Below are 12,099 nucleotides of genomic sequence, written 5' to 3'. Positions count from 1 at the left end.
ATCATGATCGCGGCAGTTTGGCTCCGCGGCCCGGCGCGTGCGCGTCTGCATGCGCTGCGCGAACTCTATCGGCGCTTCTTCGGCGAGAACACGCCGGATGCCCGGGGCCGCCGGCTGCTCGCCGAATGGCTCTCGTCCGCTCAACGCGCGCAATTCGAACAGCACCGGTATTTCGACGTCGTCGGCTGCGACACCGGCAAGACCTATCGCATTCACTACGGCACCGCAGCCAACGTCCACGAAGTCGACGATGAAGGCCGAGCGACGATGGGATGGTGCTTCGTCCCGTCAGGCTTCCTCGTGCCCGGCGACGTGATGCTGGCGCAGAAGATTGCGCTCGAGACCGACGAAAGGGGCGCGCTTGCGCTCGCCAATCGGTTTCCTGCTGCAACGCATTCCGAGCACTTTTACCGGCGGCCATTCTAGCGCCGGGAGGATGGATTCGAGCCGGCTACGAGGCTCCACCTCTCCTTCGGGAGAGGTGGAGCGAACTCGGCAACGATGTCTGTCAGAAGTGTGTGGTGCGGTAGGCGTCCAGCGCATGCGCCGCGAAGACGCCGATGCTGCAAAGGGCGAGCAGGGCAGAGATCAGTTCGATCATAGCACGTCCTCCCGCAGCGGGTGGGCGACGAGATTCTGGCAGCATGAATATTCGTAGATCAGGTCGAGGAGGAATTGCATGGTGGCCGTCCCTGTATTTATTTTGACAACCACTTAACCGGCCATCTGTTTCAGGCGTGTTTCGTCGCATCGGGAAAGGGGTTTCGCCGGGAACCCTGCGGTGAGTTGTGCGCTGCGGACCCGCTACCGCTGGCCCTTCTCCATCCTCTTTCGCCGTGCGCCTCCGGCTGGCATCATGTTGCGAAGCAAAAATCATGGCGCGGATCGCCGGCTCCGCGGCCGGCGTGATCGCCCTTCATCACGTCAACGAGACGGTCTTTCGCAAGACCGTGCTCGTGTGTTGCTGCTCTTGAGGATTTCCCTGATCTAGTGACCCACCGTCTGGACCGGCGCCGCGCTGGTGTCGCTGCCGTGATGCGTCAGCGGTTTCATGCCGGTGACGGTCCGCAGCAGCACATAGAACACCGTCGTCAGGAACAGGCCGAACACGGTGACGCCGATCATGCCGGAGAACACGGCAACACCCATGGCGCGCCGCATCTCCGAGCCCGCGCCGGTCGAGAGCACCAGCGGCAGCACGCCCATGATGAAGGCCATCGATGTCATCAGGATCGGGCGCAGCCGCAGCCGGCTCGCCTCGATCGCGGCGCGGATCGGCGTGCGGCCTGCGAATTCGAGCTCGCGGGCGAATTCGACGATCAGGATCGCGTTCTTGGCCGACAGGCCGACCAGCACGATGAGACCGATCTGGGTGAAGACGTTGTTGTCGCCCTTGGAGATCCAGACGCCGAACATCGCTGCCAAGAGGCCCATCGGCACGATCATGATGATCGAGAGCGGCAAGGTCAGGCTCTCGTAGAGCGCGGCCAGCACCAGGAACACCAGCAGGATCGCCAGCGGGAACACCCAGATGCCGGAATTGCCGGCGATGAACTCCTGATAGGTCAGGTCGGTCCATTCGAAGGCAAAGCCCGGCGGCAGCACTTCCGCCGCGATCCGCGTTGCCGCTTCCTGCGCCTGGCCCGATGAAAAACCGGGCGCAGCCGCCGCGTTGATGTCGGAGGACAGGAAGCCGTTGTAGCGGATCGCGCGCTCCGGCCCCGCGCTCTGGCGGATCTTGAGCAGCGCCGACAACGGCACCATGTCGCCCGAGGACGAGCGCACCTTCAGCTGCCTGATGTCGTCGGCGCGAGCGCGGAATGGCGCGTCGGCCTGCACGCGGACGGAATAGGTGCGGCCGAACTTGTTGAAGTCGTTGACGTAGTAGGAGCCGAGGTAAATCTGGAGCGTGTTGAACACCTCCGTCACGGGCACGCCGAGTTGGAGCGCCTTGGTGCGGTCGATGTCGGCGAACAGCTGGGGCACGTTGACCTGGAAGCTCGAGAACACGCCGGCGATCTCCGGGGCCTTCTGCATCGCCGCCATGAACGCCTTGGTCGCCTCGTTCAGTGCCTCATAGCCGAGACCGGCACGATCCTCGATCTGGAGCTTGAAGCCGCCGATGGTGCCGAGACCGTTGACCGGCGGCGGCGGGAACATGGCTATGAAGGCTTCCTGGATCCCGGCATATTTCTTGTTCAGTTCGGCCGCGATCGCGGGCCCGCTGAGCGAGGGGTCCTTGCGCTCGTCGAACGGCTTGAGCGTCGAGAACACGATGCCGGCGTTGGACGAGTTGGTGAAGCCGGAGATCGACAGGCCCGGGAAGGCGACCGAGCTCTCGACACCGGGCTGGGTCAGCGCGATATCGCTCATCTTGCGGATCACCTCTTCGGTGCGGTCGAGCGTTGCGCCATCGGGCAGGCGCGCGAAGCCGACCAGATATTGCTTGTCCTGGCCCGGCACGAAGCCGCTCGGCACCTGCTGGAACAAGAGGGCAGTGAGGCCGACCAGGACCGCGTAGAGGCCCATCACCGCCGCCTTGCCCGAGATCACCCTGGTGACGCTGCCGCTGTAGTTCTCCGAGGAGCGTGTGAAGGCCTTGTTGAAGCCGCGGAAGAACCAGCCAAGGCTCTTTTCCATGATGAGCGTGAGCCGGTCCTTCGGCTCGTTGTGGCCCTTGAGCAGCAGCGCCGACAGCGCCGGCGACAGCGTCAGCGAGTTGACAGCGGAGATCACGGTGGAGATCGCGATCGTCAGCGCGAACTGCTTGTAGAACTGTCCGGTGAGGCCGGAGATGAAGGCGAGCGGCACGAACACCGCGATCAGCACCATCGCGATCGCGATGATCGGCCCCGAGACCTCACGCATCGCCTGATAAGTGGCATCGCGCGGCGACAGCCCGGCCTCGATGTTGCGCTCGACGTTCTCGACCACGACGATGGCGTCGTCGACGACGATGCCGATCGCGAGCACGAGACCGAACAGGCTGAGCGCGTTGATGGAGAAGCCGAACACGTGCATCACGGCGAAGGTGCCGACGATCGACACCGGCACGGCCAGAAGCGGAATGATCGAGGCGCGCCAGGTCTGGAGGAACAGGATCACGACCAGCACCACCAGCGCGATGGCTTCCAGCAGCGTGTGGATGACAGCCTCGATCGATGAGCGCACGAACTGGGTCGGGTCGTAGACGATCTGGTAGGACACGCCCTCCGGCATGTTCTTCTTGATCTCGGCCATGGTGGCGCGGACGTTGTCGGAGATCTGCAGCGCGTTGGAGCCCGGCGCCTGGAAGATCGGAATCGCCACCGCCTGCTTGTTGTCGAGCAGCGAGCGCAGGCCGTATTCGGAGGCGCCAAGCTCGATGCGCGCCACGTCGCGCAACCGCACCACTTCACCGCGCGCGCCGGTCTTGACCACGATGTCGCCGAACTGCTCCTCGTTCGCGAGCCGCCCTTCGGCATTGACGGACAGTTGCAGGTCGATACCCCTGACGTTCGGGGAGGAGCCGACCACGCCGGCGGCGGCCTCGACGTTCTGCGCCTGGATCGCTTTCACGATATCGCTCGCGGTCAGGCCGTGCTCGGCGGCCTTCTGCGGATCGACCCAGACCCGCATCGAATAGTCGCCCGCACCATAAAGCTGCACGTCGCCGACGCCGTCGATCCGCGCCAGCCGGTCCTTGACGTTGAGCACGGCGTAGTTGCGCAAATACGTCATGTCGTAGCGGCCGTTCGGCGACAAGAGGTGCACGACCATGGTGAGGTCGGGCGACGATTTCTTGGTGATGATGCCGAGCTGCCGCACCACGGCGGGCAGGCGCGGCTCGGCCTGCTGCACGCGGTTCTGCACCAGCTGCGTCGCCTTGTCGGGGTCGGTGCCGAGGCGGAACGTCACCGTCAGCGTCATCGCGCCGTCGGTGGTCGCCTGGCTCGACATGTAGAGCATATTCTCGACGCCGTTGATCTGCTCCTCGATCGGCGTCGCCACCGTCTCCGCGATCACCTTGGGATTGGCGCCGGGATAGGTCGCGCGCACCACGACGGACGGCGGCACGACATCGGGATATTCCGAGATCGGCATTGCGAACAGCGAGATCAGGCCGGCGAGGAAGATCAGGACCGACAGCACGCCGGCAAAAATCGGACGATCGATGAAGAATTTTGAGAGATTCATGGCTTTGCCCCTGCGCGAGAGACAACTCTCCCGTTCTCCGGGACGCAGGTGTCGCCCATGAACCCGGAATCGAGATGCGATGTCTTGGTCGTCATGACTTCGTCATTCTGGGCGCGCGGCTCCGTCTTCGCTCTTCGAGCTTCGGCTCGACAAGCCGCGCGAACCGGAACGACGTAACTAGCGTTGCACCACGTCCTGATTGCTGTGGTTGGATGCCTGCTGCCCTCGCGCGCCCATCGCCGCCACCTCCGTCTTGAGGAGGGCGCCGGGACGAACGCGCTGCAAACCATTGACCACGATGCGGTCGCCGGACTTCAGGCCCGCGGTGACGATGCGCAGCCCATCGACGGCGCCGCCGAGCGTGACCGGCCGGTAGACGGCGCGGCTGTCGTCACCGACCGCCATCACGAACTTCTTGTCCTGGTCGGTGCCGATCGCGCGTTCGTCGATCATCACCAGCGTCTGCTGCTTCGGTTGCCCCATGCGCACGCGGGCGAACTGGCCGGGGATGAGACGCCCGTCCTCGTTGCGGAAGATCGCGCGAACGCGGATGGTGCCGCTCTGACCGTTGACCTGGTTGTCGATCAGTTGGATGTGGCCCTTGGCCGCAAGGCCGCCGGAGGTCGTCATATCCACGGGGATCTGGTCGAGCTTGCCGCGCTGGCCGGAGCCATCTGCAATGGAATTCAGCGCGCGCAGCACGACCTCTTCGTCCGCATCGAACGAGGCGTAGATCGGATTGACGGAGACCAGCGAAGTCAGCACCGGGGATGCGGTGCCGGCAGCGACGAGATTGCCGACGGTTACCTCGATCTTGCCGACGCGACCGTCCACGGGCGCGCGCACCTCGGTGTAGTCGAGATTGAGCTTTGCGGTTTGGAGCGTTGCCTCGGCCGCCTTCACGTTGGCGATCGCTTCACGATTGGCATTCTCGCGCTGGTCGAAATCGCGCCGCGTCACCACGGCGTTGCCGACCAGCTGCGCGCCGCGCTCGAGCTCGCTCTGGGTGAAGACGACGCGCGCTTTGGCGGCCTCGAGCTGGGCTGCGGCCTTGTCGACCTCGGCCGCGTAGGGCGCGGGATCAATCTTGAACAGCACGTCGCCGGCCTTCACCAGCGCGCCTTCAGTGAAGTTGGTCGACAGGATCGCTCCAGCCACGCGCGGGCGCAGCTCGACACGGTTGATGGCCTCGAGCCGGCCGGAGAAATCGTCCCACAGCACGGTCTGGCGTGGCTCGATCATCGCGACGGTGACGGAAACGGCTTGCTCGGCCGCGGCGGCCGTTGCGGTCGCCTGGGCCGTACGAAAATAGTGACCGGTCGCGATCGAACCGGCTACGGCCAGGGCGCCCACGATGGCCACGCCACCGAGAAGGCGGCGAAAACGGCCGGTACGGGCGGTATTTTGGGAGGGGTGCATTTGCGCGCTCCAGATATGTAGTGTTCACTACAGATGTGGAGCTGGATATCGCAGCGCAAGATACTTATGTACCGTTCGCTAAGAAAATTGTAGCTGCATACCGCAAGAATTGGAAAACGGCAGAGAAAATAAAGCTAGAACAAATAGATAGGATTTGGCGTTAAGCTTCCAGCAGAACGCGAATTCGGAGGAGAGAGGCAGATGGGCATGGGACGCCCCCGCGAATTCGACGCCGAGGTGGCGTTGGACCAGGCGATGGAAGTGTTTTGGCGCCACGGCTATGAGGGCGCCACCATTGCCCAGCTCACCGAGGCCATGGGCATCAATCCCCCCAGTCTCTACGCCTGCTTCGGCAACAAGGAAGGCCTGCTGAAGGCCGCGCTCGACCGCTACACCAAGCTGCGGGGCGTCTGGATGGACGAGGTGGTCGCAGCCCCGACCGCCCGCGCCGTCGCCGAGCGGATGCTGATGGGCATCGCCGACAAGCAGACCGATCCCGCCAACCCGCCCGGCTGCCTGCTCGTGCAGGGCGGCATCGCCTGCGGCACCGGCTCCGAGAACGTCCCCTTCGAGCTCGCCGCCCGCCGCGCCCAGAACGAGGACCAGCTCCGCGACCGCTTTGTTCGCGCCAAGGCCGAAGGCGATCTCAGGGAAGGCGCCGATCCCGCCGCACTCGCGCGCTATGTTTCGGCCGTCGCGGTCGGCATGGGCGTGATGGCGTCCTCAGGCGCGGATCGCGAGGCGCTGCGGCAGGTCGCGAGCGTCGCCGTAGAGGCGGTCGAGGCGCAGTCGGCCGACAAAACGTAACGGCCTTTGTTATTTCGCGAATTGCGTTGAAGGCAGTGACGGTGGCGGCACAAAGCCGCCGAACTCGCGCTCGAGCAGGCCAGCCAGCGCAATCGTCGTGCGGTCCTCGAGATAGGGGCCGATGATCTGCACGCCAATCGGCAAGCCCGCAGGTGTGCGCTCGATCGGAACGGCGGTTGCCGGCAGTCCGCAGGTCGAAGCGGGGTCTGCCCAGATGAAGCACGCATCGGCGTAAGGATAGAGCTTCCCATCGATGTCGAGTTGCCGCGCGTCGAACGGCTCGGACTGGTCGTGTGGAAAGGCCGGCACGGCAGCGGCCGGGTAGATCACTGCGTCGAACTCGCGGAACAGCTCATGCCAGCGTTGCTGCAGCTGAAGCCGCGCCGCGTCAGTCGCCAGCCATTCGCGGTGGATCATGGCCCAGCCGCGGGCGCGTTCGGCCGCCAGGCTGCGGTCGTCGGGCGAGAGTGCGGCGGCAAGGCCTTGCGCCTCTGCGAGGGCGGCTGGTGTCAGGCGTGGACTTCGCGCTGCGTTCAGCAGCTTCATGTAGAGCCGCGCGGACTGGGCGAGATCGGGCAGCGACGCACTTGAACGTGCGACTTGCGCGCCTGATCGCTCGATCCGCTCGGCCAATCGTCCAATGGCTGAACGCACGGCCTCGCCCGTCGGCATCAGCGGATGGCTATCAATCACGAGGATCCTGAAATCCCTGAGCTGGTCATGTCGCGGAGCAGGCAGCGCCAGGCGATAGCCGATCCCGTCGCGCATTTCGTCGGGGCCGGCAATCACGTCGAGCGCCAGCGCCAGGTCCGCGGCAGTGCGCGTCATCGGCCCAATGACAGCCAGGTCCCCCTGGCTAGGGACGGGCGGTGCCGGCGGCAGGCTGTATCCGCGCAGCGGGACCAGGCCGAGACTCGGCTTATGTCCGAATACACCACAGAAATGCGCGGGCACCCGGATCGAGCCGCCGATATCCGAGCCGATCGAGAGCGGACCGAACCCTGCGGCCAGTGCCGCGCCCGATCCGCCTGAGGAGCCGCCGGGCGACCGGCCGAGGTCCCACGGATTGTTCGTCGTCCCATGGATATCGTTGTAACTCTGAAAATCCCGTAAGCCGATCGGGATGTTGGTCTTGCCGATGATGACGGCGCCCGCCGCCTTCAATCGCGAGACGACCAGGGCGTCCTCCGCTGGCTGGAAATCCCTGAAATGCGGAAAGCCCCATGTCGTCGGCAGGACTGTGACATTGAACGGTTCTTTCATGGTCACGGGAATGCCGAGGAGCGGCCGCCGCTCGCCGCGGCCAAGCGCGGCATCGGCGGCGCGCGCGGCGTCTCTTGCGCGATCGAAATCGCGGACGATGATGGCATTGATCTGCCCGTCCAGCGCCTCGATGCGTGCAATCGTATGCGCGAGCAGCTCTGACGCGGAGACCTTGCGCGCGTGCAGGGCGCTCAGCAGTGCGCTGATCGAGCCGTAGTCCAAGTCAGCGGCATCTGCAGCCGGCGCTCGTTGCATCACGGTCTCCATTTTCTTTCATCGTCGCGTCGAGGCTCTTCCGGCCGCAAACTGGACCGGGGGATCGAACATGCAATCTCGGGAACGGGATGAGAAGGCGGCCGTTGTGGGAACCAGATCTGCCCGCCGGTCGGGGCGGAGGCGGTCGCGATCCGCGATGCCTTCTGAGCGGTTAACGGCGCCGGCTCGACTTGCGGAATTCACAATCGGCGATCATGCAATTCTGCGCCTGTTTTGCCCGACGTGTCAAACGTCCCCGGCGCGCAGGGCTGGCGCCGCAAGGTGCGGAATTCTCCAATGATTTGTACTGTGCATGGGGTTGTTTTCGCGTTTTTTGTTTGAGTGCCCGGCTGGCAGCAAAGATCGCAACGTCGGCCAATCAAAATCGGCAACCGATACGGGAACGCCTAAGAGTTTTTACACACAGTTCTGGCACGCTCCACGCGTCAAGACCGCAGCCTGCATCGTCGCATCTCATTGCGCGCACGAAAAGACAGGCCCGCGGCCATCGAGGGGGCGTAAGCCATGACTGCAGTTGCGTCGGACGCCGATCGCGCGAAGCGGGGGATCGTGCCGATCCTGCTGTGCGTCGTGCCGTTCAGTCAGATTCCGCTCGATGCCTATACGCCGGGCCTGCCGCAGATGGTGGTGGACCTCGCAACTGACGCGGCCTCGATGCAGAACACCGTCACCGCCTACATGCTCGGCATGTCTCTCGCGCTGGTGCCGGTCGGCATCGCCTCCGATACGCTCGGCCGTCGCAACGTCCTGCTCGCAGGGCTGTCGGTGCTCATCGCGATGAGCGTTGCCTGCGCGCTGGCCACCAGCGCCTCGCTGCTGCTTGCGCTGCGTTTCCTGCAAGGCATCGGCGGCTGCACCTGTCTCGTCGTTGCCTATGCGGTCGGAGCCGACTGTTTTCGTGGCCGCGAGCTCACGGCGATCTCCGGTCTGCTTGGCGCGGCCTGGGGTCTCGCGCCCGTGCTGGCGCCTGCAGCCGGCGGCTTCATCGTCGAGCTGACGTCGTGGCGCGGAGTTTTCGTCGTCATTGCCATCGCCGCGGCAATCGTCGCCGCGATCGTCATGCTACTGCTGCCGGAAACATTGCCGGCGGAGCGGCGAGCGCCGTTCGATCCGCGCCGCACCGCCGGCATTCTGCGCGAGGCTCTCGTTCGCCCGGGCTTCCTCGCCTTCGTGCTGGTGTTTGCTGCCGCAGCAAGCGCGCAGTTGGCGTTCGGCGTCGTCGCGCCGTTCTTCTACCAGACCGGCCTCGGTTATTCGGCGGCCATCTACGGTCTCGTCGCACTCGGCCTTGGCGGGGTTAATCTCGCCGGCGAGCTCGGCTGCGCGCATTTCGCGCGCTTCATGCCGGCCCGCGTGCTGGGCTTCGGCGCCTTCGCGCTGTTTCTCGCCGGCGCCGCGCTCCTGACCGCAACCGGCATGGTCCTTGGTCTCGATCTTGCGTCGATCACGATCGGCGGCGCGCTGGTGCTCGGCGGCTGCGGCGTGCTGTGTCCGATGATGTACGGCATGGCGCTCGGCCTGTTCGAGCGCGACCACGGCCTGATCGGCGGCCTCATCAGCGCGCTCTGCTACCTTGCGGTGAGCGGCGCCATGGCAATCGCGGCGGTGTTGCCCGAGGCGACCCAGGCACCGATCGGAGGGCTCTATCTCGGCCTCTGCACCGTTGCCGGTACGCTGCTTGCGATCTCGCTCCCTTCGGCGCGCCACGCCATACAGAATTAAGGAAGGAACCAAATCATGACCACCGTCGGTATTCGCGGCACGTTCTTCGACTTCGTCGACGATCCCTGGAAGCACATCGGCAACGAGCAGGCCGCCGCGCTTTCACCAGGACGGCCTCATGGTCGTCACCGACGGCGTCATCAAGGCGTTCGGTCCTTATGACAAGGTCGCCGCCGCGCATCCGGGCGTTGAGATCACTCGTATCAAGGACCGCATCATCGTCCCGGGCTTCATCGACGGCCACATCCATCTGCCGCAGACCCGCGTGTTAGGGGCCTATGGCGAGCAACTGCTGCCATGGCTCCAGAAGTGGGTCTATCCGGAAGAGCTCAAATACCGGGATCGCAACTACGCGCGCGAGGGCGTGAAGCGTTTCCTCGACGCTCTGCTGGCGTCCGGCACCACCACCTGCCAGGCCTTCACGAGCTCCTCGCCTGTCTCAACCGAGGAACTGTTCGAGGAAGCCGCCCGCCGCAACATGCGCGTCATCGCGGGCCTCACCGGCATCGATCGCAACGCGCCGGCCGATTTCATCGATACCCCGGACAATTTCTATCGCGACAGCAAGCGGCTGATCGCGCAGTACCACAACAAGGGCCGCAACCTCTACGCCATCACGCCGCGCTTCGCCTTCGGTGCTTCGCCGGACCTGCTGAGGGCGTGTCAGCGCCTCAAGCACGAGCATCCGGACTGCTGGGTCAACACCCACATCTCCGAGAACCCGGCCGAATGCAGTGGCGTGCTCGTCGAACACCCGGATTGCCAGGACTATCTCGGCGTCTACGAGAAGTTCGACCTCGTCGGCCCGAAATTCTCCGGCGGCCACGGCGTCTATCTCTCCAACAACGAGTTCCGCCGCATGTCCAAGAAGGGCGCGGCGGTAGTGTTCTGCCCGTGCTCGAACCTGTTCCTCGGCAGCGGCCTGTTCCGCCTCGGCCGCGCCACCGATCCGGAGCATCGCGTGAAGATGTCGTTCGGCACCGACGTCGGCGGCGGCAACCGCTTCTCGATGATCTCCGTGCTCGACGACGCCTACAAGGTCGGCATGTGCAACAACACGCTGCTCGACGGCAGCATTGATCCGACGCGCAAGGATCTCGCCGAGGCCGAGCGTAACAAGCTCTCGCCGTATCGCGGCTTCTGGTCGATCACCCTCGGCGGTGCCGAGGGTCTCTACATCGACGACAAGCTCGGCAATTTCGAGCCCGGCAAGGAGGCCGATTTCGTCGCGCTCGATCCGAACGGCGGGCAAGTCGCGCAAGCGTGGCACCAGTCGCTGATCGCCGACGGTGCCGGGCCGCGTACGATCGACGAGGCCGCGAGCATGCTGTTCGCCGTCATGATGGTCGGCGATGATCGCTGCGTCGACGAGACCTGGGTGATGGGCAAGCGTCTCTACAAGAAGGACTGAGGCGGACCGCTGCCAATGAGCGCATCTTCTGACACGGCCGGCCAGCCGGTCGCTCTCGTGATCCAGCGCCGCATCGCCGACGATGGCTTTGCCGCGTTCGCGCGGTGGAACGGCGAGGTCGGCGAGGCGCTCAAGGCCTGGCCCGGCTTCCTCAGCCAGGAGGTGGTGCCGCCCCAGCCGCCGGCCCATGTCGACTGGGTGACGATCCTGCGCTTTGCGAGCCCGGCCGCGGCCCGCGCCTGGCTTCAGAGCGATGTGCGGGCGCGGCTCATCGCAAAGGTGCAGCACTTCTTCGTCGGTTCGGAAGACCTCCATATCCTGCCTGACACCGGCGTCCAGCGCGACAGCGCAGTCTCGGCCGTGATCTCCTTCAAAGTCCCGGACGGACTCGAGGATGCGTTCCTCAAATGGCAGCAGCGCATCCAGGCCGCAGAAGCCGAGTTCAAGGGATTCTTGCGCCACAAGATCGAGCGGCCGATTCCAGGCCTGCACGACGAGTGGATCATCATCCTGTCGTTCGACAGTGATGCCAACCTCAATGCATGGCTGGACTCGCCGTTGCGGCAGTCGCTGCTGAACGAAGGCGAGCGCTTCAACGCCGGCATGAATGTGAAGCGGGCGAGCTACGGCTTCAATTTCTGGTTCCCGGCCGGCAAGGCGCAGGCGCCGGAGCAAGGACCTAGCCTGATCTGGAAGAGCAACCTCATCGTCCTTCTGGTGCTTTATCCCGTGGTCTACCTCTGGGGCTACTTCATCAGCGCGCCCTTGATCGACAGCCACGGCGTGCCGGTCTGGCTGTCGCTCTTCGTCGGCAATCTCGTCAGCACGCAGCTGCTCGGCTGGTGGCTGGTGCCAGCCGCCTTTAGGGCGCTCGATTGGTGGATCTCGCCGAAGGCGACGATCGGCCGCCAGATTGTGGGATACGCACTCCTCGCCGCGCTCTATGCCGCGTCGATGGGCCTGTACGCGCTACTGATCGCGTGGCATTGGGGACGGTGAGACCGTCCACAACTGGACACGCGACG

At 64.9% G+C, this 12,099-nt stretch carries 9 protein-coding genes; 6 read left to right on the top strand and 3 right to left on the bottom strand.

From position 1 onward, the window contains the following. The first annotated feature begins 3 nt into the window (after window positions 1–3). Window positions 4–426: a hypothetical protein gene (locus AAE027_RS18330; protein ID WP_091888572.1), complete on the top strand. Its 423-nt coding sequence runs from the start codon at window positions 4–6 to the stop codon at window positions 424–426. 561 nt (window positions 427–987) lie between these two features. On the opposite strand, the gene AAE027_RS18325 is transcribed toward AAE027_RS18330, so the two are convergent. Then, window positions 988–4,176: an efflux RND transporter permease subunit gene (locus tag AAE027_RS18325; RefSeq protein ID WP_370986775.1), complete on the bottom strand. Its 3,189-nt coding sequence runs from the start codon at window positions 4,174–4,176 to the stop codon at window positions 988–990. 177 nt (window positions 4,177–4,353) lie between these two features. Beyond that, the gene (locus tag AAE027_RS18320; RefSeq protein ID WP_370986776.1) at window positions 4,354–5,595 is read right to left on the bottom strand and encodes an efflux RND transporter periplasmic adaptor subunit; all 1,242 of its coding nucleotides are present in this window, start codon (window positions 5,593–5,595) and stop codon (window positions 4,354–4,356) included. 201 nt (window positions 5,596–5,796) lie between these two features. Here AAE027_RS18320 and AAE027_RS18315 point away from each other — a divergent pair, with 201 nt between their 5' ends. Further along, entirely contained in the window at window positions 5,797–6,402 is a 606-nt protein-coding gene (locus AAE027_RS18315) for a TetR/AcrR family transcriptional regulator (RefSeq protein ID WP_091888566.1), read from the top strand. A gap of 9 nt (window positions 6,403–6,411) precedes the next feature. Here the strand turns inward: AAE027_RS18315 and AAE027_RS18310 are convergent, their stop codons facing one another. After that, a complete protein-coding gene (locus AAE027_RS18310; protein WP_370986777.1) occupies window positions 6,412–7,920 on the bottom strand; it encodes an amidase in 1,509 nt (502 codons plus the stop codon). A gap of 525 nt (window positions 7,921–8,445) precedes the next feature. Here AAE027_RS18310 and AAE027_RS18305 point away from each other — a divergent pair. From AAE027_RS18305 to AAE027_RS18290, 4 genes are read left to right on the top strand one after another with little or no spacing between them, the layout of a single operon-like run. After that, window positions 8,446–9,663 (top strand): multidrug effflux MFS transporter, encoded by a 1,218-nt coding sequence (locus AAE027_RS18305; RefSeq protein WP_370986778.1) that lies wholly within the window; start codon window positions 8,446–8,448, stop codon window positions 9,661–9,663. A gap of 15 nt (window positions 9,664–9,678) precedes the next feature. After that, on the top strand, window positions 9,679–9,825 hold the full coding sequence (locus AAE027_RS18300; RefSeq protein ID WP_370986780.1) for a hypothetical protein: 147 nt from the start codon (window positions 9,679–9,681) through the stop codon (window positions 9,823–9,825). Beyond that, the gene (gene guaD / locus AAE027_RS18295) at window positions 9,782–11,074 is read left to right on the top strand and encodes a guanine deaminase (protein WP_370986781.1); all 1,293 of its coding nucleotides are present in this window, start codon (window positions 9,782–9,784) and stop codon (window positions 11,072–11,074) included. Before AAE027_RS18300 ends, guaD begins: the two co-directional genes overlap by 44 nt. Before the next feature lie 15 nt (window positions 11,075–11,089). Continuing rightward, window positions 11,090–12,073: an antibiotic biosynthesis monooxygenase gene (locus tag AAE027_RS18290; protein ID WP_370986782.1), complete on the top strand. Its 984-nt coding sequence runs from the start codon at window positions 11,090–11,092 to the stop codon at window positions 12,071–12,073. Window positions 12,074–12,099 lie beyond the last annotated feature (26 nt).

Origin of the sequence: Bradyrhizobium sp. DN3 (genome assembly GCF_041357655.1) — a bacterium.
Classification (GTDB): domain Bacteria; phylum Pseudomonadota; class Alphaproteobacteria; order Rhizobiales; family Xanthobacteraceae; genus Bradyrhizobium.
Note: the sequence above shows the minus strand (reverse complement) of the source record. Positions and strands in the feature narration are given on the sequence as shown.

What these genes read in the sequence shown, in the direction of transcription:
- AAE027_RS18330 (WP_091888572.1), top strand. Translation starts at nt 4, where the DNA reads ATGATCGCGGCAGTTTGGCTCCGCGGCCCGGCGCGTGCGCGTCTGCAT.
- AAE027_RS18325 (WP_370986775.1), bottom strand. Translation starts at nt 4,176, where the DNA reads ATGAATCTCTCAAAATTCTTCATCGATCGTCCGATTTTTGCCGGCGTG.
- AAE027_RS18320 (WP_370986776.1), bottom strand. Translation starts at nt 5,595, where the DNA reads ATGCACCCCTCCCAAAATACCGCCCGTACCGGCCGTTTTCGCCGCCTT.
- AAE027_RS18315 (WP_091888566.1), top strand. Translation starts at nt 5,797, where the DNA reads ATGGGCATGGGACGCCCCCGCGAATTCGACGCCGAGGTGGCGTTGGAC.
- AAE027_RS18310 (WP_370986777.1), bottom strand. Translation starts at nt 7,920, where the DNA reads ATGCAACGAGCGCCGGCTGCAGATGCCGCTGACTTGGACTACGGCTCG.
- AAE027_RS18305 (WP_370986778.1), top strand. Translation starts at nt 8,446, where the DNA reads ATGACTGCAGTTGCGTCGGACGCCGATCGCGCGAAGCGGGGGATCGTG.
- AAE027_RS18300 (WP_370986780.1), top strand. Translation starts at nt 9,679, where the DNA reads ATGACCACCGTCGGTATTCGCGGCACGTTCTTCGACTTCGTCGACGAT.
- guaD (WP_370986781.1), top strand. Translation starts at nt 9,782, where the DNA reads ATGGTCGTCACCGACGGCGTCATCAAGGCGTTCGGTCCTTATGACAAG.
- AAE027_RS18290 (WP_370986782.1), top strand. Translation starts at nt 11,090, where the DNA reads ATGAGCGCATCTTCTGACACGGCCGGCCAGCCGGTCGCTCTCGTGATC.